This window comes from Vibrio sp. THAF190c (assembly GCF_009363355.1).
In the GTDB taxonomy this organism is placed as follows: domain Bacteria; phylum Pseudomonadota; class Gammaproteobacteria; order Enterobacterales; family Vibrionaceae; genus Vibrio; species Vibrio fortis_A.
In genome coordinates this window covers 1,580,741-1,604,973 of sequence record NZ_CP045339.1, presented here as the reverse complement: position 1 = coordinate 1,604,973, position 24,233 = coordinate 1,580,741, and the positions used below count along the sequence as shown (strand labels likewise).

The following is a 24,233-nucleotide window of genomic DNA, read 5'->3' as shown; positions in this document are numbered from 1 at the left end:
GATTAAGCGAGAAAAGATTAAATGTCAGTGAAACGATGAATTATTTGGTTAGAACTACCACGCCAATCCAACATCGGATCGGCTTTATCTTGCTCAAAACGGCCATCAATTAAGGTATCAATATAGCTCAACACCTCTTTCTGCTTTTCGTCGAGTTCATCTAACTCATAACCCGTCCACATCCAAATATCTTTGTTTTGGCATTCACTTTTAACGCGCTTAACCAGTTTCAAGACATCAGCCACATTCGCTGGATGCAAAGGATCCCCACCAGACAGAGAAAGCCCACGACGCTTGATTCGCTCATCGTTAAGATCGGCAATAATGTGATCCTCAAGCTCCTGAGTGAACAGGTGACCAGAGTCTAAGCGCTGTGTTGACTGATTATAACAGCCACGACACTGATGAACGCAACCAGACACAAACAGTGTACAGCGTGTACCGGGACCATTTACGACGTCGATTGGATGATATTGATGATAATTCATAGAGTTGCCGATATTTAGGATTAGAGCGCTTGCTTCAAACGACTAAACTCCCTCTAACATCAGAGGGAGTCTTCGCTTAACAGGTGAGAAGTTCTAGTGAGTTACAGGTGCTTAACGCGACGCTTCACTTCTTCCTGCTTACCAAAGTTGAATGGTCGAGCATCTGGGCTGCCAAGGTAACCACACACGCGGCGTGTTACTGACACTTTAGTTGAGTCATGGTTACCGCATTTAGGACAAGTAAAGCCTTTGCTCGTACAATCGAACTCACCGTTATAACCACACTCGTAACACTCATCAATAGGTGTATTTGTACCGTAGTAAGGCACACGTGAGTAACTGTAGTCCCATACGTTTTCAAGCGCTTCAATGTTCTTCTGCATATTAGGGAATTCGCCGTAGCAGATAAAACCACCACTTGAGATCTCTGGGTAAGGCATCTCAAAATCGATCTTATCGTAAGGGTTAACCTTCTTCTGAACATCTAGGTGGAAGCTGTTGGTGTAGTAACCACGATCCGTTACACCTTCAATTACACCAAACTCTTTAGTATCGATGCTGCAGAAGCGACTACATAAGTTTTCACTTGGCGTGCCGTATAGGCTAAACGCATACCCTGTCTCTTTGGTCCAAGTTTCCACTTCGCGTTTCATGTATTGCACAAGCTCAAGTGCCTTGTTGCGCATTTCTGTGTCATCGTAAAGGTGCGTTTCTGTACCAAACAACGCAGTCATCGCTTCATGAATACCGATATAGCCAAGAGACACCGAAGCACGGCCGTTCTTAAAGATATCTGCAATCGAATCGTCAGCTTTCAGACGAACGCCACACGCCCCTTCCATGTACAGAATTGGAGCTACGCGAGCTTTCACGTTCTCAAGACGGCTGATTCGAGTCTCTAGCGCACGACGAGCCAGTTTTAACTTCTCGTCTAGCAACGCATAGAACTTACTCATGTCGCCTTTCGCATTGATAGCAATACGTGGCAGGTTAAGGCTCACAACACCTAAGTTGTTACGGCCTTCATGGATAAGCTCACCGTTTTCTTCGTAAGTATTTAGGAAGCTACGACAGCCCATCGGTGTTTTAAATGAACCTGTCACTTCTACAACTTTGTCGTAGTTAAGGATATCTGGGTACATGCGCTTAGAAGCACACTCAAGCGCTAGCTGTTTGATATCGTAATTCGGATCATCTGACTTGTGGTTTAGGCCATCTTTGATTGCAAAAACCAGTTTTGGGAATACCGCTGTTTTACGGTTCTTACCAAGGCCAGCGATGCGGTTTTTCAAGATCGATTGTTGGATTAATTTCGATCCCCAGCTTTCGCCTAAACCAAAACCAAACGTCACAAATGGTGTTTGGCCATTCGCCGTATGTAGCGTGTTTACTTCGTACTCTAGCGATTGGAATGCGTCGTAACACTCTTTCTCAGTGCGAGCGATAGCAAAGGCTTCAGGGTTATGAATATCCCACTCTTTCGCAAGTTGAAGGTGCTTCTCGTAGCTCGCCATTACATAAGGTTCTAGTACTTCGTCGATACGGTTGATCGTCGTGCCGCCGTAAATGTGACTCGCCACTTGCGCAATAATCTGGGCTGTTACAGCTGTCGCGGTTGAGATTGATTTCGGCGTATCAATCTCAGCATTACCCATCTTAAAGCCATGAGTTAACATGCCTTTTAAGTCGATCAGCATGCAGTTAAACATCGGAAAGAATGGTGCGTAATCTAGATCGTGATAATGAATGTCGCCGCTTTCGTGTGCTTGAACGATATCGCGTGGCAAAATGTGTGTTTTCGCATAGTGTTTAGCCACGATACCAGCAAGAAGATCACGCTGTGTTGGAATCACTTTACCGTCTTTGTTGGCATTTTCGTTGATTAGGTCAACGTTGCTCTCTTCAATCAGACCTTCGATTTCGCGTGTCAAAGCACTTTGCTTCTCACGCGCAATATCGCGGTCGTGGCGGTATTCAATGTACGCACGAGCAAGAGACTTATAAGGCCCCTGCATAAGCTCATTCTCAACCATGGTTTGAATTTCAGAGATATGAACTTCATCGTACTCTTCGAGCTTTAATTCCACAGCCAATGCCACATTCAAAGCATAAATGGCAATTTCCTTATCTGACTTTTCTGATGCTGCTTCCACTGCAGCTTGGATGCGATCTCTGCTGAATGGAGCTCTTGAGCCATCACGCTTGATTACGATTGATTTCACCACTTCTCCTTACTCTCTAGGTATTCACAGACTTATCCACAAACACACTATATAGAGCGATTTATCGTTTAACTAACACTAGATATTGTGGCGTATTTAACGAGAACCACCAAACGCGGGTATTGATTTGGATCAATAAAAGAGGAGTGCTGACTAAGATCAATTCAATCTTATGACGTTATCTCTCAAGTCGAAAAAGAAACAATGTAACAATAAAAAAGTGGCTAAAAAGCCTTGAATTTTTGCCAAGTGTTGTAGGATAACGGCTCAGGGAAAATCAACACTAAATTCAGAGAAAAACGCCGTGAATAGACTTCAAAAGTGGGTTATCACCACCTGCCTATTTAGTAGTACCGCTTTAAGTGCACCTCTAAGCATATCAAGTTGGAATATTGAATGGTTATCAACCAATGAGGCTGTGAATAAAATGAGTGAGCTTCGTAAGGAGAAAGATTTCAACCAACTCTCTTACCACTTTAAGCAACTCAATAGCGATGTGATGGCATTCCAAGAGGTCGATAATATTGAGGCTATAAAGCGCGTTGTTGGTCCTGATTTTCGGATCGTGATGTCTGACCGAGCATCTAACCGATACAAAGCGAACCAGTTCTCAGATGTAAACCAATACACAGGCTTCGCTGTTAGGCAAAATATTAATGTCGTTAATAAGCCCGACTTAAAGCTTGAAACACGCTCTGGCAGTAAACTTAGGTTTGCAAGCTACATTGTAGCGAAGCTTCATGATAAGCCGGTACATTTGCTCTCTGTACACTTAAAAGCGGGTTGTAGCGGTGCTTACAAGCGCAATAACAACTGTGAGCGACTCAAGCAGCAAGCTAAGCTGTTAAATGATTGGATAGTAGAACGGGAAAAGAAACAACAGAGTTATGCGGTACTGGGTGACTTCAACCATAACCTATCATATCGTGGTGATTGGCTTTGGTCTGTACTGAGTGAAAACAACCGAGCGCAATTAGCAACCCGTTCAACGGCGGCGGACTGTAAAGTACGCTCCAACCGCAACAAACACCGTACTCATCAATTCCGCTCTCTGATCGACCACATTGTAGTCAGTGACGATTTGAGTACATCATCGACAAAACAATACGTGTTCCCTTCTCAAGATGTCCTTGACTACTTTCTTAGTGATCACTGCCCTGTATCAACGCAGATAGAACGTTAGGGCATTAACTCAATTCAAAAGTAAGATTCGCAACTCAAAATAATAGTCAAAAGCCGCAAGATAGAAAAACGAAAAAACGCCCGCAGAGATAAACATCACTGCGGGCGTTTTAAGAAACAAGGAAAACTAAATTCGTTGACCTACGTTTCTTGCGATCATGAGTACTTCATCAGCCGAGTATAAGTTTGAAATCGTGGTTTCAACCTCAGCACCCAGTGTTGATTTGTACAATTGCTGTGCAAAGTTATCTGCCCGAGTCGTCACCAAAACATGTTTAAGCGTTGAGCCTTGTTCAGCTAGCACTTCTTTGACTGTTTTTAACGAATCAAGTATCAGTGTACGGCCTAAGCCTTTACCTTGTTGTTCAGTAGAAACCGCCAATTGCTCTAACTCTAAAACAGCTTCTGGACGAAAACCGCTTTTTTGAACCCAGATAATGTAACCTTGAATCTCTCCATCGAGCTCTAATACAAAGTTAATGAAGCGTGGCGATGCATTTAAGTTACATTGTAACCACTCTTTTGACCTGGTTTGGCGTACAAACGCTTGTTGGTGAACTTTAGCTGCACTATCAAGGTCTTCAGCTTGCATTAACCTTACGTTCATCAAATTACATCTCTGAATTAGGGCGTGTTTTACAGTGTAAAATTGCTTTTTCTAAAAGCTCCAGCGCCGATTTATCATTCTCTGGAAGTGTTGCATCCGAAGCCCCTAATGGTTCGACACGCTCACCCCAAGTAATGTGACCAGCACCCCATGTAAGACCTGCGCCAAAGGCAGCAACAAGAATATTCGCACCTGGCTTAACAGCACCCTGTTCAAGCGCTTCACACATAGCAATAGGCACAGTTGCGGCAGAGGTATTACCGTAATTCTGAATGTTAACGAAGGCCTTCTCTTTTTCAATACCCGCCATGTCACACAAAGTATGAATAATACGGATGTTCGCTTGGTGTGGGATAACCACATCAATGTTGTCAGTTGAGATACCTGTGCGACTAAGAACTGTATGAGCGGCTGCGCCCATGCCTTTCACTGCACGCTTGAAGATCTCTTTACCAACGAAGTCAAAATCCCAGTAACCATTGTCTGCGGCAAAACGATCCATTGAAGTACCGAACTTCGGCACAGCGAGAATATCGCGGCCTTCCGCATCACAACCAATTTGAGCTTGTTGTAGACCAACTTGCTTTTCAGTGCGAGACAGCACAGCAGCACCGGCTCCATCACCAAACAGTACAGCGGTGTCACGCTTGGTCCAATCAATGAAGAATGACAGTCTCTCAGCGCCAATTACGATCGCGTTACGGTAGTTACCCGCTTGAATTAAGCGCGTCGCCGTTTCAAGACCATAAAGGAAGCCAGTACACGCAGCATTTAAGTCAAATGCTGCTGCGCCTTTAATACCAAGGTTTTGCTGTACTTTTGAAGCTGTGTTTGGAATAAGAGAGTCAGGAGAGCAAGTCGCAACAATGACGATATCAATATCATCAGCAGTCAAACCAGCACAAGCCATCGCATGCTGAGCTGCAACTGTCGCTAAATCAGATGTATTAACGTGGCTAATTCTTCTGTTTTCAATCCCTGTTCTTGTACGAATCCACTCGTCAGACGTATCGATAAAAGTACTGAGGTCATCATTGGAGAGCGTCGCTGGCGGTAGACACTTTCCCCACCCGGTAATTTCAGCGTAAAACTTTGTCATCATTTACCTATTTATTGTTTGTTTTTATTTGAGTATCGTAGTGTTGTTTCAAACAGTATAAGCACACAGGGGCTAGTTCGTAAATCGCGTTAGTCAATGTGGAGCAATAAAAAGAGAAAGTTATGTCTACATTCAATACTCGTTGCCCTGCTTGTCAGGGTGTTAACCGTGTTCCCTCTGAGCGAGTTTCAGAAAGCCCGACATGTGGTAAGTGTAAAGCGCCACTCCTAGATGGTGCGCCAGTGGAAGGAACCAGTGTTAACTTTTCAACGCTACTTAACAGTGACCAACCTGTTGTGGTCGATTTCTGGGCAACATGGTGTAATCCATGTGTCGGCTTTGCACCGGTATTTAGTGATGTTGCCGCTGAACGAAACGGCAATGTGCGCTTTGTGAAGATCAATACCGAAGAGCAACAACAGCTCGCTGCTCAATTTGCTATTCGTAGTATTCCAACCGTGATGGTGTTTAAACAAGGTAAAGTGGTGGATACTATTAATGGCGCTTTACCAAAAGGCCAATTTGATCAGTGGCTTAATCAAGCTCTAACCAAGTAAATACATTAAGTCAGAACAGCCTACACTGTTCTGACTTTTCTCGCGTACTTACTTAAACCGCAACACTTTGTTAGATATGGCGATAAAAAGCCTTAATATTGCATTTAAATCGTTAGCTCATGCTCTTTTGTCATCTCACCTTCTTCTGACTTTCGGAATTCACACAAGCCGTGCTCCTTTTTGATCTGATCAGAAATCTTCTCAGCAATCATGATCGTCGGTGCATTGGTATTCGCCCCAACTAAGGTTGGCATAATAGACGCATCAACCACTCTGATTCCTTGTAATCCATAAACCTTAAGGTTTTCATCCACCACTGCGGCTTTGTCCGATGCGGTACCCATTTTGCAAGTACCTACCGGGTGATACTGAGTATCTGCACGATTTCGAATATCTTGCTCAATGGCTTGGTCATCTGAAGCGTCGACTGGATAAAAGTTTGCTCCGCGAACATCATCAAACGGCGCGCTTTCCATCATTTGATGTTGTTTCTTCCATCCTTTTATCATCACTTCCATATCGTCTGGATCACTGAAGAATGCTGGATCAATCTTTGGTGGATCGTATGGATTATTGCTTTGAAGTGCGACGGTTCCGCGGCTTTTCGGCCTTAATAGAGTGACGTGAGAACTAAACCCGTGACTCATATGAATTTTCCGCGCATGGTCATCGACAACAGCGACGACAAACACAAATTCTAGGTCTGGTACCGTTAAACCCTGCTCGGAATAAAAGAAACCAATACCTTCGGCAAAATTACTGGTCATTTTGCCGGTTCGCTCTTTGAACCATAAAGGTAGCGCTTTGGTCATGTCCGCGCTCATTTGCAGTGATATACCAAACGTCTCATGTTTGTCGCTGCACTTGTAACTGTGAATCAGGTCTATGTGATCTTGAAGGTTTTGCCCGACCCCCTCTAACGAGTGAACTATTGGCAATCCATGCTGTTCAAGCTCATTTGTTGCGCCAACGCCTGACAACATCAGAATCTGCGGTGAACCGAAGGCCCCTGCAGATAGTATGACTTCTTTGCGAGCACCGATCTGAAATGATTGCCCTTTTGTGCCGTATTCAATGCCGACTGCTGTTTTTCCCTCAAAGAGTACCTTATGCACGGTTGCGTTGGTGACAACGGTTAGGTTGTTTCGTTCTAGGTTTGGTGTTAGATACGCTTTAGCGGCGCTACATCGCTCTCCGTTTAACTGAGTCACTTGAGTTGCCATCGCGCCAAATTGATCTGCACCGTTAATGTCTGGGTTTCGTGGTACACCGATGGATTCACAAGCGTCTAAGTAGCGCTCAATCATCTGGCTCGGACTCCGAAGGTTAGCCACGTTCAACGGCCCACCTTGTCCATGATAATCATCGAAGTGTTGTTCGTTGTTCTCAGCTTTCTTAAAGTAAGGCAAACAGTCTTGATAGCTCCATCCTGCGTTCCCAATTTCTTGCCATAAATCGTAGTCATATTTGTGGCCACGGGCGTACATCATGGCATTGATAGAACTAGAACCTCCCAATGTTTTACCGCGTGGTTGATACCCTTTACGTCCATTTAAACCGGGCTGAGGAACCGTCTCAAAACCCCAATTGTGGATCTTGGTCGGCATAATGGCAGCAACGCCGACAGGTGTATGAATCAAAGGGCTATTGTCTTTACCACCAGCCTCTAACAAACAGACTTCGACATTGGGGTCTTCTGAGAGCCGAGAAGCCAACACGCAGCCCGCAGAGCCACCTCCGACAATAATGAAATCATACTGCGTCATTGATGTACTCCTTCCCTTGTGTCGGGCTCAGTTCGCGTTTAAGTATCTTGCCCGTTGCCGTCATTGGTAACACTGTGCGTATATACACATGGCGTGGATATTTATAATCAGCGAGTTGGCTACGGCACCAAGACTGAAGCTCTTTGGCATTGACCGACGCCAGTTCACGTACCACCACATGAGCGTGAACTTCTTCGCCAAGCTTATCATCCGGTGCACCAACCACGGCTGCCATCTCTACATCCGGATGACACATCAGAACTTCTTCAATCTCACGCGGGTAAACGTTATAGCCACCACGTATGATCATGTCATTCACACGGTCAACAATGAACAAGTTACCATGGTCATCAAGCTTTCCGATGTCACCTGTTAGAAACCATCCATCACGAATACTCTCTTCTGTCGCTTTGGGCCTCTTATAATAGCCTTTCATTACACTCGGGCTCTTAATGCATATCTCACCCAGCTCGCCTCTAATTACGCTGTTTCCCTCAATGTCCGTCACTTTAATCAAGTGACCACATAGCGGCTGGCCAACACTGCCCGCGACTCTATCACCATCAATGTGATTGAATGTCGCTACTGGTGCGGTTTCTGATAATCCATAACCTTCTAAAATGGGTAATTCAAACTGTTTTTCAAACTGACGGATAGTTTGAACGGGCATTGAAGCGCCACCTGACACACCAAGCCTTAAGCTATGTTTGACTTTGTCTGAACGCTCTTGGCACACTTGTCCTGCTTTAAGAATAGCCATGTACATAGTAGGTACCCCAGCAAACACACTCACCTTGTGATCAATGATCTGATCAATGACATCTGAAGGGTCAAAACGCTGAATCAGTACAATTGTCGCGCCCGTTAAGAGACTGGCATTCATCATCACCGTTTGGCCAAAACTGTGGAACAACGGCAATGTTGCGAGTGTGGTGTCACTGTACTCTAACCTCATCAGATATTGTGATGACATCGCGTTAGTGTGCATGTTGGTATGCGACAGTTCTGCACCTTTAGGTTGCCCCGTCGTACCTGAGGTATAGAGGATAACCGCCGTATCATCCCCCGCGACTACCTGAGCTTCTGATTGATTTTGGCTGATTTCTTGTTCACTGGTTTCTAACCAACGTTTGAATTGGCTTTCAGCATCAGAAGTGACGTCACTCATCAATACAAAGTGTTCGCATCCTTCCACTTGGTCAAAGCCTTGCTTACCAAAATCAGCAATAGGCAAAGTTGGATCCCCTTGATGACATAAAAACGCCTTAGCGTCCGAATCTTTGAGGTGGTATTCAACTTCACGAGCCTTGAATAGAATATTTAAAGGAACCACAACAGCACCCGCTTTAAGAATGCCATAGTAAGCAATAACGAATTCAGCGGTGTTAGGACAAGACAAAGCTACCTTGTCGCCTTGTTGTATACCAAGCTGCTTCAAATGAAAGGCAACCTTACCAGACAGATCGTTTAGCTCTTGATAACTTACTTGTTTGTCTTGCCATCGCAATGCAGGTTTCGTAGGGAATATCGCCGCGCTACGTTCTAGGTTTACTGCCAGGTTGTGCATCATGCTCTCCTCATTTTTAAGTGACAATGTAACGAGAAAGACGTTAATACATCGCCACCAGCTAGATCCATTTCAAATTTCGTCGAGTTTACCGAATGCTTTTAGGACTCCATGTCTCCTTTAGCAATCATCGAACTTTCATGATTACAACATTTTGATAACATCCAACACAGGTTGCATAAAGACAAAAAACGGTGATATTCGGACAAAGCAATGGGAATTGTTACTGTTTGGGTGAAACTAGGAGGACTACATGGAGCAATGCGCGGTTTATGAGCCCGATTTACAAGCTTTTGGGATTTTGGACGTCCAGTTATTGCTACGTTATTTAGACACTCGAGTTCCAATCCCTGAGCTACTCGAAGGCACCCATATTGATCCATTGCAGCTTACAGCCCCTGATGCTCATATCTCCCTTGCACAAAAGCTCGCGGTATACAGTAACGCGTTGGCTATCACTGAAGAGAAGGAACTAGGGCTGAATGTTGGGCTACAGGCTCGCTTTAGTGATTTTGGCGTCTTGGGGTATGCAGTTTTTAGTAGTAATACACTACTCGATTCTTTATTGATGGGATTTAAGTACTTAAAACTTGCGGGACCCGTTCTCAAGAAAACCATGTCAGTCAATGAAAAGACCGGTTATTTTCGCGCTGAACAGCTTGTCGATATCGAAGGCTTGTTACCTTTCTGCTGTGAATACTGGTTTGCAGCGATTCAAAGCCTATGCGAAGAAGTAATGCAACAGCCTTTTCCTTCAAAGGTGATTCGTTTTCCCTACCCTGAACCAGAATATGGGCATCGTTACCAAGAAGTATTTCATTGCCCTGTCGAATTCGATAGCCAACAGTTGGAATGGGAGTTTGATTCGGCTTGCCTCTATGCACCGTTGCCAACCGCTAACCCTATAACACTAAAAATGTGTCTCAACTCCTGTGATGATCTACTTAAAAAGATCAGTTCACCAAGCAACCTGCGAGAACAAGTTACGCAATGTTTTCTCGAGAACCCTGGCAACTACCCTTCGATTGAAGCACTGTCAAAACAGTTGGGCATGTCATCCCGTACACTGAGACGCCATTTGAAAACCTGCGGTACTAGCTACCAACAGATTCTCGATCATGTGCGCTTTCACCTAGCCAAACACTATTTGCACTCAACTCAATTTTCCATTGAAGAGATCTCTGAGCGCGTCGGTTTTTCCGACAGTGCCAACTTTCGACATGCGTTTCGAAAATGGAGCGGTGTTGCACCACGAGCTTTTCGAAAAAACCTTCTTTCGGGAGCACCCTTAGAGTAAAGCAACTGTGTCAATCTATAGCGCCCAATAAAACGATTCAAATCTGTGTCCAAATTTTATTGGACGCACAATCAATTAACCGGTTTTAACGTCATTTTGACCCGCTTTCGAGTCTGTTTTATGCCGTTATTTTATCGATTCTACTCGATAAAAATCTTTTATCTTAACGGTCATTTTAATTCGTTTTACCTAACGCCCTTTGTGCCCCATAGTCGCGGAAAATTCACTGTTCCACAACTATATAGAGGCTACCGCATTGGACAACATCCAAACCAACACTCGCATAACCGTTCCAGTTATTGCGCTGTCTTTCTACGCGATTGCATCAGGTTACTTGATGAGCTCTTTGCCATTAATGTTATCTGAGTACGGTCTAGAAAGTTCATTATCGAGTTGGTTAGCAAGTGCGTTCTATGCAGGTCTATTAGCAGGCACGTTACTGATTGAGCGTGCGATTGCAAAAGTTGGTCACCAACGTGCATTCGTGCTTTGCTTAAGTGTGTTTATCGCAACGATTCTTGTACTGCCATTACTCCCTAATGCTGGAGTATGGTTGGTAGCACGCTTCATCGCAGGTATTTCGGTTGCGGGTATCTTTGTGATTGTTGAATCTTGGCTAATGAGCGGTGAAGAGTCTCAACGTGCAAAACGCTTGGCTATTTACATGTGTTCACTTTACGGTGGCTCTGCTATTGGTCAGTTAGGGATCGGGTACTTAGGCATTACTGGTGGCGTGCCGTTCATTGCAATGTTCACACTGCTGTTTGGCGCGATCATTGTATTGCTTTATGGTCAAGCAACCGCACCACAGATGCACGACGCACAAACATTGTCACTTAAGCAGATCAGCAAACTGAGCCACAGCGCGCTTATCGGATGCATTGTATCTGGTCTAACACTTGGTGCTATCTACGGTCTAATGCCAGTCGAGCTAGAGCAGCGTAACATTGCACACGAAGACATTGGTGGCCTAATGGCACTGGTTATCATTGGCGGTATGGCGGTACAACCGGTTGTCACTTGGTTGTCTAAATATGTTGGTCAGGTCCTGTTGATGGCACTATTTAGCCTGATGGGCGTTGCTAGCATTGCGGTACTGACACTAAACGCAGGCCTTTACGTGCTAGGCATGAGCCTTTTTGCACTTGGGATGGCGACATTCGCTCTATACCCAATTGCAATTAACCTAGGTTGCCGCAACTTAGACCCAAGCTACCTGGTGTCTGTGACGCAAGTGATGCTACTTTGCTACAGCATTGGCTCGGTTGCTGGCCCTATCGTCGCAGATAGCTTTATGGATTCTCAAGCAGGTCTGTTTACCTACTTGTTTGCCTCTCTATTGGCGACAACGATCTACATGTTGATTGCAAGCCTAAAGCGCTCTCACCTACAAATTGCGGGCGAATAATAAGCTTCTCCACAAACACTTTGGCGCTGAACCTTTAGTACACTCCACACACTAAGTTCAGCGCCAAATATTCTTGTCGAATCTATCACAAGCACTCATCACTACATTCCCACTCCGGCTAATAACACGCTCGTTCTTTCACTACTTTCATTACTTTGCTTTCTACATCAGTAAAATCGAACAATGATCATTTAGCCCTCTAATCACTTAACATGGTCAATCAGCCGCTTACGATATTGACTGGGAGATAGTCCAAAGTGCTTTTTAAATCGGTGCGAGAAATTATATGGATCTTTATAGCCTAAACGATGTGAAATCATCGAGATAGACCATTCTCGATACTTAAGTAAGCTCGCGGCTTTTTCCATTCTTAACTGAATAAGCTTACTCCTTGGTGACATGTGAAACAGAGACTTAGTCACCCTGTTCAGTTGCTCTTCACTCACAAACACCTGTTCCGCCATACCTGCAACAGTCCAAGGCAGGTGTAAGCTACTTTCAATTTCATTGTAGAGCGCTTGAACTCGCGCTGTTGTGCTGGTGGACTTCGGTTCAAATCCGGTCAGCATTCTTACGATTTCACTGACCAACAACTTGCGATAGCTTGCTCGCCCTCCGATCTCAAAATAGATCAGATTCATCAATGACCAAACTTGCTCGCACTCACTGAACGGCACAATCGACTGACCTAAATCGGCAATGTGCTCCCACTGTTCAGTATCGGGCAATAGCATCCACGCCATTTTCCAAAAGTTTTGTCGTGGGTCTAATTCAAAGCGAAACGCGCTGCCCGCTGGAAGGACAACCAAAGTGTAAGGAGAGATCTCTTGGACATAATCTGGTGTGGTTAAGATTCCTCCTCCTTCTTGAGTGAAGATCAAAGTATGGACGTTCACTCGCTCTCGCTCGACCCAATACTGATCATACAGCTTCGCCATTCCCCCCATGAATACTCCACTACGTTTCATTTCTGGAATATCTTCAACGGTCAAAAACCGCTCTTTACATGTTTCGGCAAGAAAGACTTCATCTTGCCAAACGGTTTTTGGTTTCATTTCATCCATGACGGATTTGCACAGGTTTTGTTGTTTTTTGAACATGTTTTTATCTCTTCCAAATCACTATAGTTCTGCTATCAATTGGAGAGCTTATGACCACGAACATTAACCCTAACTCAAATGCCAACCACAAGCCAGAGCACCTTTTATCTCGTATAATCAAGCTTGGTTTGCCTGTCGCGTTACAAAGCGCCTTGGTTGCAATACTTGCCTTAGCCGATGTGCTAATGGTGAGTGATTTTGGTATGGAACCCGCTGCCGCTGTGGGAATCGCATCAAAATGGCATTTCGTCGCCATTATGATTATGGCAGGACTAGCATCAGCAAACGGTACGCTGGTTGCTCAATATTGGGGCAAAAGTGACCGCAAGAGCGCTCGCACCGTGACCTCAATCGCTATGACGTTCGGTCTCAAGGTACTGGTACCTGTTACCTTGGTAATCACCTTAGGCGCAAAACTGTTAATGATGCTGCAAACCAGCGATCAATCTGTCATTGACTTAGGTGCAACTTACCTTTGGTATGGCTTCCCAGTATTGCTACTGACACACATTGTGATTGTGACAGAAGCAAGCATGCGTTCTTCTGGTGATACAGTGACACCGCTGATCCTTGGTGCAATCACCATCGCACTAAACATCGCGTTAAACTTTGTGCTGATTCAAGGTGCATTTGGTTTACCAGCGATGGGCGTAGCGGGTGCAGCTTTAGCGACAACATTAGCGCGCTTAATTCAAGTCGGCATGATGTACGCGTACATGAGAGTGAAAAAGCACTGGTTGTTAACAACGGAGAGCTCTATGCACCGCCCTTCGTTATGGCTTTCTTACCGTCGCTTAGCATTGCCATTGACGCTTAACGCTGTTCTTTGGGCTGTCGGGACTATGGCGTATCAAATGATCTTTGGTCACATGGGAACCACTGAGCTTGCTGTGTTCTCAATGTTGGCGCCTTTTGAGTCGCTTTGTTATTCCGTGTTCTTCGGTATATCCGTTGCGTGCTCAGTGTTGCTTGGTCATTCACTTGGTCGTGACGAGTTTGACCAAGCGATGCGTATGGGGCTGACGTTTATTAAAGCGGTAGTAGGTTTCGGCGTACTAGTGGGAGCTGCTCTATTTATGGGCAAAGAACATGTTCTTACATGGCTAAACCTCGATGAGACTGCACTCTACCCACTTGCATCACCAGCAATCACTATCATGTGCTTTGCAGTGGTGATTCGTATGCTAAACATGGTGATCATCAACGGTATTATTCGCGCAGGCGGAGATAACCCTTTCTGCCTAAGAATGGACTTTATCGCAATGTGGATGGTAGGTATTCCTGTCTGCTTCTACGGCGCCTTCATTGCAGGGTGGGATTTCAAATACATCTACGGTCTGATGTTAGTAGAAGAAGTGGTGAAGTTAGCGATCTGTTCACATCGCTATATGAGCCGCCGCTGGATTAATAACCTGACGATCAGTACAGAAGAGCCTCAAACAGCTTAACGCTTTTCTAAACATGTCTACTGAAACACAATGACAATATCAAAGATAAGGGCCTGACTAACAGGCCCTTATTTATTTGTTCTTACTCATCCTTACATGGCGATTTGAAGCATTCGCTTCGGGCTTAATTGGAGCAACACGCCTTTCGTGTAACAGGTGACGAATCGCCAATATTGGATGTTTAAGTAGCATCCTCGGCCCTGAGTAGCGCATGACCAAACGCATCTGTTCTTTAGGGTCAGGTTTATAACAGTGTATTGGACACTTATTACAAGTTGGTTTTGCCTCACCATATGGACATCGGTCCAAACGCGTCTCTGCATACTCAAGCAGAGTAGTACATTCCTGACACAGGCCGTTCGTCCTATGGTGATCTTTACAATAGATCTCAACCATAGCAACAACCGTTTTAAACTCGGTTGCTAACCCACCAATTAATATATCTTTGCTTTGGTACATGAACTCTCACTTGCCAACCATTGAGCGACAAATCCACACTCCTTTGTGTATACAGACGAATCGTATTCGCCTACCTATCATGTCCCTATCTCATTGCGTTAAATCGCCACTCAAGCATTGAGTTATTTATCTAAAATGATTATCCTCCAACGCCTTAATAAATTACAAGGTTATGCAGCCATGAATCGCAAGAAAAAGATCAATGATATATTAAAAAAGAAACAGAAAAAGGCGAACGCCAAGCTGCATAAGAGCAATAAACCTCGCTACATCTCAAAAGCTGAGCGCGCAAAAATGGAAGAAGAAGAGAAAGCACAACAAGCTGCTGCAGAGCAAAGTGACCTTTCTTCTGAAACAAGCAGCGATAGCGATACCGCGTCTGAATAAAACAGATTCACTGTATCGAATCATAAATACGAAAAAGCAGCCCTCGTGGCTGCTTTTTTAGTTATGGATGTTATCGAAGTTAGCTCTTAACTGGTTTTAGCTCCCAGCGTTTTAATGGCATCTGTGAATCAATACCTGCACGCCCCCAACGATCTAACGAGTCGACCACCAAAATGCGACTTTCTGGTACCAAAGATTTAAGTAGCTTGGTTGGCTTTCGTGATGTGACTAGCCATAATGAATCATCATCTTCAAACAACGCTTTAAGGTTTGCTTTGTCTTGTTCTGACCACTCTAGTTCCGCCGTGAACAATCTCTCTTCAACGAACAACTGACTGCCTGACGCAAAATCTTCAAGGCTTTCATTAAGCAACACTACGGAATCTACTTCATTATCGAGAAGCACGGCTTGTTGTTGATTGATCAGCTCGCGCACGTCCAACATGATACGTTGTAGGTTGCCATCAATCTGCTCAGCTTTCGTAGGCCAAAGCTTTTTAAAATCGTCTGCAACAATTGCCGCCATACGAGTTAAGTTCGTCGGATTCAACCACGCATATTTTGATACTTGGCCATTGGGCAACGTCAACGCAGCTACGCCCTGTGCTCTCGGTGTAATAGCTTGTGCGGCATCTACCTCGACCAAATGAATATTGGCTTGCCTCGCATGTACAAACGTTGGGTCCTCAGGCCATACTGAGCCCAGAGTTAGCGCTACCGTTGCTTCCGCACCCGACGCCATGACTTTCGCTTGCCCTTTCGTTGAGAACCAATTCGGCAAACGCTCAATACCGTATCGCTTTGGAGGTAGGTATTCCGTTGTTAGCTCTGTGCCTTTTGTTAATTCAGTCGCCAATGCATAAGTTACAGGGGTGCTGACCAAAATATCTTCCGCATGGCTTGCTGCAGAGAAGATGCATACAGTCACTAAACTCGACGCTAGCCCTACTTTCTTTAACTTTCGATTAATCATTACGCTTTTCTCACGATTCGATATAGTGTCGCCAAAAGGAAGAAGCTTGCAGACACGATAATGATAGATGCACCTGAAGGGACAGGAAGTTTCAGCTCCATCGGTAATATGGTTCCTACTAAACATGCAATGGTTGCTAACAACGCAGATAACAGCACAAAACTGCCCATGCGCTTTGTTAACAAACGAGCTGTAGCGCCTGGGATGAGCAACAGTGCGCCCACCAACACAGCTCCAACAATCTTAACCGCAGCGATGGTAACCAAGGTGATCATCATTACGAACAGATAGTCGTAGAAACTGGTGTTGTAGCCGCGCACTTTTGCAATATCAGGGCTAATACAGGTCAGTAGAATACGATTAAACGTTGGAATCAGTAACAAGATAATCAATGCGCAGCTTCCTGCTAGAATCGCTAAGTCGCGGTCCGTCACTGTTAATATCGAACCAAACAACACGTTCTCTAACATGTGGATGTTGATCTTACGCGCGACATACATCAAAAGCGCCGCGCCCACAGCTAACGCCAACGCTAAAAATACCCCCACCAAAGTGTCATAAGGAACGTTGGTTCTGTTTCTCACGAAATGCAGTAACAATGCGAAGATCATGCAGAAGCTGAAAAGGCCAATAAACGGATTCTCTGGTGGCTCGCCAAGTAAGACTCCGATAGCAATCCCCGTCAATGCGGCGTGACCAACAGCCTCAGAGAAAAATGCCAAACGCTTAGCAATAACCAAAGTACCTAAGCCACCAAGTAACGGGCCTAACAATAGAGCTGCCACCAGTGCGTTTACCATAAAGGCGTACATAAAACTTTCAGACAGTATTCCAGCCTCAACACCAGAAGCCGCCAATTCACGTAGCCAATCCATTACGCTACCTCCGACTGTTTGGTGTAATTCGAGCCACTGCTATAATGTTGGAATAAGCTTTCGATTTTGCTTGGGTGCAACACTTCTTGATGCGCGCCACTGTCAACCAACCCGCGATTCACAACATGAACATTCGCTTCGAGTCGTCTTACGGCTGTAACGTCGTGATGAACAGCAAGGATTGTTCTACCCTCATCAACACATTCACGAATGAGCGACTCTAAATATCTAACACCTTGTTCATCCATGCCTGTAGTTGGCTCATCAAGCACCAGAAGGCTTGGGTTATCCAGTAGCGCTTGAGCAAACAAAACACGTTGCTGTTCACCACCCGATAGCTGTCCCATACGGCGGTCGCTACGTGTTGCCATACCGACACGGTCTAGTTGGGCCAAAGCCATTTGCAATTGCTTAGATTTACGACGCCAAAACAATGGTACACGGCTCTGGTTGAGCAATACGAAATCCATGACAGTTAGCGGTAGACTCGCCTCAAAAGTCGCTTTCTGAGGTACATAACCAATACTTGGCTTTTCTGGCCAATGTATATCGATGTCACCACTAAAAGGCGTTAAACCAAGAACTGAGCGAAGCAGAGATGTTTTACCACCACCGTTTGGTCCCATGATCACATGACACTCGCCAGAGCCCAACTCAAGAGAAATGTCCTCAAGAATGACATTATTGTCGTATTGGAGACCAAGCCGATTGATAGAAATTGAAGGGCCTTGCATTATGCCTTCCCTTTTTCTGATTGATTCTTAGCAGCGAACTTCATCGCTTCGATCAGGGTTTCTAAATTTTGTTTCATTTCAACTTCAACTTTGTCGTCTTCATACGCACCATGCGTCATGTGTGAGAAGCGATATAACTGAACACCGGTTTCAGTTTCAATGGTGTCTACAAAGCGGTTAGGCATATTCAGTTCGTAGAAGAGTACATCAATACCCGATTGGCGGATCTTCTCAATAGTTTCTTGAAGTTGACTTGCGCTTGGCTCTACACCGTGTGCAGGTTCAATTACCGCCGCTACGTCAACACCAAATTCTTGTAAGATGTAACCGTAAGCATTGTGAGTTGTGGCTACTTTCATCCCAGACGTGTCTAGCTCCCCTAAAGAAAGCATCGCATCACGCTTCATGTAACGGAACTGCTTAGCGTATTTGCGGGCATTCTTGCGGTAAAACTTCGCATTATCAGGGTCAAGCTTAGATAGTTCGCTAGCTATGGTGTAAACCTTTTGAATAGTCGTAGAAAGCCCAACGAAAGTATGAGGATTTACTGCGCCTTGGCCTACAGATTGCCCCAATGCAGGCAGTAGAGGCACTTCTTTATTCGCTTCAATCACCACTAAGTCGTTACGTTGTGACGCGGCAATGACTTTAAGTGCGAAATCATCGTGACCAATACCATTCACAACAATCACATCCATCTGGCTGAGGCGTTTTAAGTCGTTTGGTTGTGGCAAGTAGTTGTGAGGGTTAAAGCCTGCATCAACCAAAGGAAGGATATTAACTTTGTCACCGACTACCGCTTTAACATAGCTATAGTAAGGCTGAAGTGTGATGCCGACAGTCAGTTTGTCTTCATCAATTTTGTAGTCTGCAGCGTTGACAAACATAGAGCTTAAAGACGCCCAAAATAGGAAAAATAATGTAATAATTCGCATGCGCTCTCTCATATTTTTTAATGTGCATCATCTTCGTGATGCTGATTTACCATCGCTTCTGACTCTGTAACCACCTGCTTCCATCCTGCTGCTGATAATGCATCAATATCGAATTTCGTTGGTGCTTCAACCTGACCTTTCAGATTAATCCAAATCTCGGGAGCGATAGAGTTCGCGTTCATCACAAAAGAGTCGGCAAAACCTGCTAGCTTCGGTGAAGCAAAATAGTAACCTGAACCTAGAAGCTTCCAGCTGTGTTCACCTTTTCTTTTCCAGCTTTGATCTTGAGTAAATGGCGCTACCCATTCCTCTTGCAGGAACTCTACATCGGGCCATTGCTCATCATTGTCTTGATAAAGATCCCTGATTTCTTCATGGGCCAATCTAAGCTCTGCAAGCATAGCGAGGTTTTCTTGTTCAACGTCGGTAACAAGAATTTGATGCTCAAATGCCGTAGTGACATGAATTTCTGCTTGGTGGTATGGAATAGCAAGAGTTGCAAAGCCTAAGATAGAAGCGATGATCAGTGCCACCCATTTACCTTCTCTGCCGCCAGTATCGGCTCTAACAGACTGAATGATCATTTCTCACTGATCTCAACGACATCAACTTCAACAGGAAACTCGTGCCCCGAATCAAACACGATGTAAAAGTCCGCGTCTGGCTTCTTGAATTCAGCGATAGAACGCTTATCCGTCATCTCTTTGGCAATTAAATTATCTTCATAGTCAAACATTTCAACTGAATAGTCGATTGCCTTACTACCATCAGAGTAACCAGCTTCACATGCAACAATCTCGTTCTCAAACCAGCAGCTCATTAATGGAAAGTGTGCCTGTGCTGGTAACGCGATCACGCCAAGACCCAAAGCCAAACATGGTTTAGCTAAACCGATTAATTGTGTTTTTATTCTCATAACTATTTACCTAGCAAAGGGAAAACTCAGTGTCTTTACTGAGCAACAAAGGGCTCAAGTGAGCCCTAAATATAAAACCATCTTTTTCAAAGCGATTATTGAAGAAGCGCTTCAAATGTTAGGTGAACGTTTGAACTTGCTTTGTCCGCTAATGGGTTGTCTTTCAGTTCACCTTTGTAGTTTGCTTTCATTACGTAACGACCCGCTACATCTGGTGTAAATGTGATTTCGCCATTTTCATCGCTCACCACATCAATCTGCTCTTGGTGGTTACGATAAAGTGTACCTTCACGTGTAATTTCCGCAGTTACGCCTTTCTGAATCTCTCCGTTGTAGAAGAATTGGAAAGTAACCGGTTCACCTTCAATGATATCTGCAGGGTGAGTAATAGGTTTCATCTCAAGCAGCTTGCCTTCAATCTCAAACGCCTTCTCAGTCGGCTTACCCACGGTAATGTAGCTTTCCGCTCGGGTGTAGCTGATTTGAGTCACAACATCACGAGCCTTTTCAGGAAGTAACGTATCACGCTCTGCTTTGTTAGCGCGCATCCATTTTACAGTGTCGCGACGGCCTGCTTTATACTGCGTGTAGTAAGAAGGAACGTTGTTTACCGCTACCTTGTGCGTGCCTTCTTCTTCAAAATAGAAGTCAAAGCTTGAACGGCGTTTACCGCGGATAACATAGTTTGGGCGCTCTTTGCGGCCATCTGGCATGATGATTTGTGCGCTTTCGCTACCAGCAGGCTTATCAAAAACAAATGTTCCGTGAGACGCTGTCACATCAAAAGTTAACCAATCGCCGCCCTCTTTAGAAACTGTAAAATGAGAAGGAAGAATCCAGCGTGGGTGTGCTTGAGCCGTTGTGGTCGCTGCAAGACCGAATGCCATAACGCCAGCGAGAGCTAACGCTTTCATCTTTGTTTGTTTCATCATGAATAAGTCCATTCTTTCTGTATAAATCGATTAATAGAGTTTTAAAGCTGCTTATGTGCTTTGTATTTCGTAGGGTGATTAATTCACTAGGTAATCTAGAATAATTTCACCGGTTTCTTCGGTAGGCTTTAGTTGATAGCTGACGTTTTCGCTACCGAGCATTACTTTTTGACGTAAGTAGTTACGACCACCGTGCTCACGAACCACTTCGATGTGAATCGTGTATTCGCCTTGTTCTAACTTTTCACCGCTATCACTTTTTCCGTCCCATGCGAATCGGTACTGACCAGCTGGGCGCGTCGCAGAAGTAACCGCATCAACCAACTCGCGGTCGTAACGCCCTACTTTTCTCCACCAACTACGCAGATCTTTCAGCCATTCATCTTTACCCACCCACAACTCGATGGTTTTTACAGATTTACGAGAGCTATCCTCCACCCATACAGCAACATAAGGCCTTGCGTACATAGTGGTATCAATTTTTGGTAATTCGAATTGAACGTCTAACTTTGCCGATTCAGGCAACGATTGAGCCATACTGAACGTCGGAAGAAGAGAAAGCGCAATCAGAGCTTTACTCCAAGTGATTTTTTTCATTATTTAACCTTAAAAAGTCCGTTTAACTTGTTTGTAGCGCTACTAAACAGCACTACGGAACAGCAACAAAATAGATAAACCAAGACAACGCAGATCCAAACAACATCCACTTAATCGATGTATTGAGCGTTTTCTTTTTGGGAAGTAATAAACACACACCAGTGATCACGAAGAAGATCATCAAAAGCGCAGTGATATCGATGAACCACTTCCATACCTCTCCGCTATTTCGACCTTTATGCAGATCATTGAGCAAAGCGATAACGCCATAATCTGTCGTCTCAACTTCAACGGTTTGCATCACCACATCTGCGAACACAGACGCGTTATAACCTGGTCCTTTGAAATCCATTGAGACTTCGCCAATCAATAGCTCGCCATCTTCAATTTCTGTATAGATGTCCAGGCCTGAAGGCGTACCCGATATGTCTGCTTTTTCAACCAAAAACTGTTGAAAAGCTTTTGCATTAGGGGTTAATCGCTCATTTTGAACCGTGAATAGGTGACTAGGTAAGGTCAATGTATGACTTTGAATATTTGGCTTCGAAGCTTCAAAAAGCTCTGGTCTATTTAGAGTTATGCCAGTTACAGAGAAGAACAACACCACCAGAAGAAGTGCCATTGAGATATACACATGAAGGCGGCGCGCCCACATTTGAACCGCCCTACTTTTTAACCACATACCAAACGTACCTATAATATTTATGGGCGACAATTTAGTTGATAATCATTCTTATTGGCATTCAATTTACATTGTTTACGTTTGTAAGGCTTTTAGAGTGATAAGTGATTGAATTTAGATGGGAGATTTATAAAAAACGCCATCAACGTAAGTCGATGGCGTTTTAAATAGAGTTTAGAACTAGGCCTTATAACTTCGAGAGTTAGACAGCGTCGTTATTGCTCACTCTGCGGAGCTGAGATAGGTATTTGATCCAACCTTGAGCCGTTTTAGAAGACTCTAGATTCTCTGCTTTCTTGGCGTGAATCAGAGCTTTCTCAAGGTCTTTTAGTTTGTACCAAGAACGAACTTTAGCAAGCGCAACATCCGCTTGCTTATCCTTCTCTTTAACCTTATCCAGTTCAATCAAGGCTTTGCTGTAATAACCCTGTTGCACCATCAGCTGAGCAACATTCCAGTGATATTTTGGTTTCTGCTTAGCCGCAAGAGTCCAGATTTCAATAGCTTGGTCCCATTCACGAGCCAATTGCCAGTACGTTGCTTGCTCTGCAAGTAGCTGCGCGTCACTCGATGCGTTACTCAGCTTACTGATCTCTTTTGCGGCACGTTCTGGAATACCACGTTTAGCATACAGTTGTGCCATTAAACGACGATCAGAGTCGCTGATCTCGACACCTTGTAATTCAGCCAATGCGAGTGTGTTCAACGCATCTCGACTACGATCTAATGTGATCTGAATACTCGCCAAGTAACGCCACCATTTGGCCTGGTCCGGTTGCAGAGTTATCAAACTTTCGAGCGTTTGAATAGACTGCTTCCACTGTTTAAGTTCGTATTGAGCACTAAATTTAAGTGATAAAGGCAGGAGTTCAGGTGCCTTGTTGAACTCCTCATATTTCGCAATCGCTGATAGAATTTTTTGCCAACTCTCAAGTCGATACTCTACTTGAGCAATACGTAACCAAAGCTGATCTGTCTTTTCAGTCTCCGGTACAGTTTTGACCAGCTCGTAGTAATGAGGTAAGGCTTTTTTAAACTCTTGTTCATTCAACAACAGATCAGCCAACATTCGTTGCGCAAACCAAGGTTGATCATTTAAAAGAAGCCCTGAATCAACAGCATATGTTAACTGCTTGATCGCTGCTGATGTGTTATCAGTTTGCCAATAGTAACTACCTAGCCGAAAAGATATATACGCTTTGTCGTAGGCTCGCTCAGTTTCTATACTAACCAGAGCCTCTATAGCTTCTTTAATTTTCTCGTCTTGCGCTAACTGACCAGCTTTCTGCACACGTATAGCTGTATATTGACTAAGCTCCTTGGCTTCTATGACAAAGGGCATCAATATCAGGCCTGCTAACATCCATACTTTTTTCATCATTTATCCATCTTAAAGTCAATTTTAACCGTTATCCCTGTTTGAGCCACTGCTTTACCATTGACTATCTTAGGTTGGTACTTCCACTTTTTGAGCGCACGCATGGCTGCGCGTTCAAACATACGCCTAGGTTCAGCACCAATTACTTGAATATTTGTTGGGCGTCCAGTTTCATCGATAGTAAAACTCAACGAAACAAAACCTTCTGCACCACGCTTTAGTGCCTTGGCTGGATATCGAGGTTCAACACGATACAGAGGCATCACTTGTTGACTCGTACCGATATCCGAAAACGTTGGCGCTTTAATAGCAACTCCTTCGATTGCAGTGTCCACATCCAACGCTGGTAATGAAGACATCGTATTCAAAGGCGTAACGTTCGCTTGCGATGTTGAGGCTTGAGCTTCTGGTGGTGGCTCTGGCATCTCTGGTTGCTCTGGAACGGCACGTTGTCTTCTCTGAACTTCTTGTTCTTGCTCCATCATCACCATGTTGAAGGTTAGGCTCTCACTTTTCTCAGGAGCACGTTGGTGACCATTGTCCACCATCCAAGCCATAAACGAGAATAGAGCCAAACCTAAGGCACCGGCGATAGGTAGAGCGAGAAATAAGCGAATCATCGGC

General features: G+C 44.5%; 25 protein-coding genes. 6 read left to right on the top strand and 19 right to left on the bottom strand.

Annotation, left to right across the window (positions count from 1 at the left end; genetic code table 11):
- Positions 1 to 17: 17 nt before the first annotated feature.
- Both nrdG and nrdD read right to left on the bottom strand, forming a co-directional pair.
- Entirely contained in the window at positions 18 to 488 is a 471-nt protein-coding gene (gene nrdG / locus FIV04_RS22130; protein WP_032552507.1) for an anaerobic ribonucleoside-triphosphate reductase-activating protein, read from the bottom strand.
- A gap of 101 nt (positions 489 to 589) precedes the next feature.
- A complete protein-coding gene (gene nrdD / locus FIV04_RS22125) occupies positions 590 to 2,710 on the bottom strand; it encodes an anaerobic ribonucleoside-triphosphate reductase (protein WP_150896382.1) in 2,121 nt (706 codons plus the stop codon).
- 304 nt (positions 2,711 to 3,014) lie between these two features.
- On the opposite strand from nrdD, the gene FIV04_RS22120 reads away from it, so the two are divergent.
- A complete protein-coding gene (locus tag FIV04_RS22120) occupies positions 3,015 to 3,893 on the top strand; it encodes an endonuclease/exonuclease/phosphatase family protein (protein WP_152470567.1) in 879 nt (292 codons plus the stop codon).
- Between the two features lie 126 nt (positions 3,894 to 4,019).
- Here the strand turns inward: FIV04_RS22120 and FIV04_RS22115 are convergent, their stop codons facing one another.
- Together FIV04_RS22115 and FIV04_RS22110 are read right to left on the bottom strand one after the other, a co-directional pair.
- Positions 4,020 to 4,484 carry a GNAT family N-acetyltransferase gene (locus FIV04_RS22115; protein ID WP_152470699.1) on the bottom strand — a complete coding sequence of 155 codons (465 nt, stop codon included), beginning with the start codon at positions 4,482 to 4,484 and terminating at the stop codon, positions 4,020 to 4,022.
- Positions 4,485 to 4,503: 19 nt separating this feature from the next.
- On the bottom strand, positions 4,504 to 5,598 hold the full coding sequence (locus tag FIV04_RS22110; protein WP_152470698.1) for a ketoacyl-ACP synthase III: 1,095 nt from the start codon (positions 5,596 to 5,598) through the stop codon (positions 4,504 to 4,506).
- Between the two features lie 122 nt (positions 5,599 to 5,720).
- Here FIV04_RS22110 and trxC point away from each other — a divergent pair, with 122 nt between their 5' ends.
- Positions 5,721 to 6,155: a thioredoxin TrxC gene (gene trxC / locus FIV04_RS22105; RefSeq protein ID WP_150869549.1), complete on the top strand. Its 435-nt coding sequence runs from the start codon at positions 5,721 to 5,723 to the stop codon at positions 6,153 to 6,155.
- A 104-nt stretch (positions 6,156 to 6,259) separates the two neighbouring features.
- On the opposite strand, the gene FIV04_RS22100 is transcribed toward trxC, so the two are convergent.
- Positions 6,260 to 7,921: a GMC family oxidoreductase gene (locus FIV04_RS22100; protein ID WP_152470566.1), complete on the bottom strand. Its 1,662-nt coding sequence runs from the start codon at positions 7,919 to 7,921 to the stop codon at positions 6,260 to 6,262.
- Positions 7,908 to 9,488, bottom strand: a complete 1,581-nt coding sequence (locus FIV04_RS22095) for a long-chain fatty acid--CoA ligase (RefSeq protein ID WP_152470697.1) — start codon at positions 9,486 to 9,488, stop codon at positions 7,908 to 7,910. Before FIV04_RS22095 ends, FIV04_RS22100 begins: the two co-directional genes overlap by 14 nt.
- A gap of 253 nt (positions 9,489 to 9,741) precedes the next feature.
- Here FIV04_RS22095 and FIV04_RS22090 point away from each other — a divergent pair, with 253 nt between their 5' ends.
- Both FIV04_RS22090 and FIV04_RS22085 read left to right on the top strand, forming a co-directional pair.
- Entirely contained in the window at positions 9,742 to 10,785 is a 1,044-nt protein-coding gene (locus FIV04_RS22090) for an AraC family transcriptional regulator (RefSeq protein WP_152470565.1), read from the top strand.
- Between the two features lie 256 nt (positions 10,786 to 11,041).
- Positions 11,042 to 12,193 (top strand): MFS transporter, encoded by a 1,152-nt coding sequence (locus FIV04_RS22085; RefSeq protein WP_152470564.1) that lies wholly within the window; start codon positions 11,042 to 11,044, stop codon positions 12,191 to 12,193.
- A 203-nt stretch (positions 12,194 to 12,396) separates the two neighbouring features.
- Here FIV04_RS22085 and FIV04_RS22080 read toward each other — a convergent pair whose 3' ends face one another.
- Positions 12,397 to 13,293 carry a helix-turn-helix transcriptional regulator gene (locus FIV04_RS22080; protein ID WP_152470563.1) on the bottom strand — a complete coding sequence of 299 codons (897 nt, stop codon included), beginning with the start codon at positions 13,291 to 13,293 and terminating at the stop codon, positions 12,397 to 12,399.
- Positions 13,294 to 13,343: 50 nt separating this feature from the next.
- On the opposite strand from FIV04_RS22080, the gene FIV04_RS22075 reads away from it, so the two are divergent.
- Positions 13,344 to 14,741, top strand: coding sequence for an MATE family efflux transporter (locus FIV04_RS22075; RefSeq protein ID WP_152470562.1), 1,398 nt, complete (start codon positions 13,344 to 13,346; stop codon positions 14,739 to 14,741).
- A 72-nt stretch (positions 14,742 to 14,813) separates the two neighbouring features.
- On the opposite strand, the gene FIV04_RS22070 is transcribed toward FIV04_RS22075, so the two are convergent.
- Positions 14,814 to 15,200 carry a nitrous oxide-stimulated promoter family protein gene (locus FIV04_RS22070; RefSeq protein ID WP_152470561.1) on the bottom strand — a complete coding sequence of 129 codons (387 nt, stop codon included), beginning with the start codon at positions 15,198 to 15,200 and terminating at the stop codon, positions 14,814 to 14,816.
- A 180-nt stretch (positions 15,201 to 15,380) separates the two neighbouring features.
- Here FIV04_RS22070 and FIV04_RS22065 point away from each other — a divergent pair, with 180 nt between their 5' ends.
- Complete coding sequence (locus tag FIV04_RS22065; protein ID WP_032552933.1) at positions 15,381 to 15,587, top strand: DUF2986 domain-containing protein; 207 nt, start codon at positions 15,381 to 15,383, stop codon at positions 15,585 to 15,587.
- Between the two features lie 79 nt (positions 15,588 to 15,666).
- Here the strand turns inward: FIV04_RS22065 and FIV04_RS22060 are convergent, their stop codons facing one another.
- From FIV04_RS22060 to FIV04_RS22010, 11 genes are all read right to left on the bottom strand, one after another.
- Entirely contained in the window at positions 15,667 to 16,560 is an 894-nt protein-coding gene (locus FIV04_RS22060; protein ID WP_152470560.1) for an ABC transporter substrate-binding protein, read from the bottom strand.
- Complete coding sequence (locus FIV04_RS22055; RefSeq protein WP_032552494.1) at positions 16,560 to 17,435, bottom strand: metal ABC transporter permease; 876 nt, start codon at positions 17,433 to 17,435, stop codon at positions 16,560 to 16,562. The genes FIV04_RS22060 and FIV04_RS22055 overlap by 1 nt, the downstream gene beginning before the upstream one ends.
- Complete coding sequence (locus FIV04_RS22050) at positions 17,435 to 18,169, bottom strand: metal ABC transporter ATP-binding protein (RefSeq protein WP_032552493.1); 735 nt, start codon at positions 18,167 to 18,169, stop codon at positions 17,435 to 17,437. Before FIV04_RS22050 ends, FIV04_RS22055 begins: the two co-directional genes overlap by 1 nt.
- Positions 18,169 to 19,104, bottom strand: coding sequence for a zinc ABC transporter substrate-binding protein (locus FIV04_RS22045; RefSeq protein WP_152470559.1), 936 nt, complete (start codon positions 19,102 to 19,104; stop codon positions 18,169 to 18,171). Before FIV04_RS22045 ends, FIV04_RS22050 begins: the two co-directional genes overlap by 1 nt.
- 17 nt (positions 19,105 to 19,121) lie before the next feature.
- Positions 19,122 to 19,688, bottom strand: a complete 567-nt coding sequence (locus FIV04_RS22040) for a hypothetical protein (RefSeq protein WP_152470558.1) — start codon at positions 19,686 to 19,688, stop codon at positions 19,122 to 19,124.
- The gene (locus FIV04_RS22035; RefSeq protein ID WP_152470557.1) at positions 19,685 to 20,020 is read right to left on the bottom strand and encodes a hypothetical protein; all 336 of its coding nucleotides are present in this window, start codon (positions 20,018 to 20,020) and stop codon (positions 19,685 to 19,687) included. Before FIV04_RS22035 ends, FIV04_RS22040 begins: the two co-directional genes overlap by 4 nt.
- 95 nt (positions 20,021 to 20,115) lie before the next feature.
- Positions 20,116 to 20,952, bottom strand: a complete 837-nt coding sequence (locus FIV04_RS22030; RefSeq protein WP_152470556.1) for a DUF4198 domain-containing protein — start codon at positions 20,950 to 20,952, stop codon at positions 20,116 to 20,118.
- A gap of 78 nt (positions 20,953 to 21,030) precedes the next feature.
- Positions 21,031 to 21,549 carry a DUF2271 domain-containing protein gene (locus FIV04_RS22025; RefSeq protein WP_152470555.1) on the bottom strand — a complete coding sequence of 173 codons (519 nt, stop codon included), beginning with the start codon at positions 21,547 to 21,549 and terminating at the stop codon, positions 21,031 to 21,033.
- Between the two features lie 52 nt (positions 21,550 to 21,601).
- The gene (locus FIV04_RS22020) at positions 21,602 to 22,231 is read right to left on the bottom strand and encodes a PepSY-associated TM helix domain-containing protein (protein ID WP_152470554.1); all 630 of its coding nucleotides are present in this window, start codon (positions 22,229 to 22,231) and stop codon (positions 21,602 to 21,604) included.
- A gap of 202 nt (positions 22,232 to 22,433) precedes the next feature.
- Entirely contained in the window at positions 22,434 to 23,612 is a 1,179-nt protein-coding gene (locus tag FIV04_RS22015) for a hypothetical protein (RefSeq protein ID WP_152470553.1), read from the bottom strand.
- Positions 23,609 to 24,229 carry an energy transducer TonB gene (locus FIV04_RS22010; RefSeq protein WP_152470552.1) on the bottom strand — a complete coding sequence of 207 codons (621 nt, stop codon included), beginning with the start codon at positions 24,227 to 24,229 and terminating at the stop codon, positions 23,609 to 23,611. The genes FIV04_RS22015 and FIV04_RS22010 overlap by 4 nt, the downstream gene beginning before the upstream one ends.
- Positions 24,230 to 24,233: the final 4 nt, after the last annotated feature.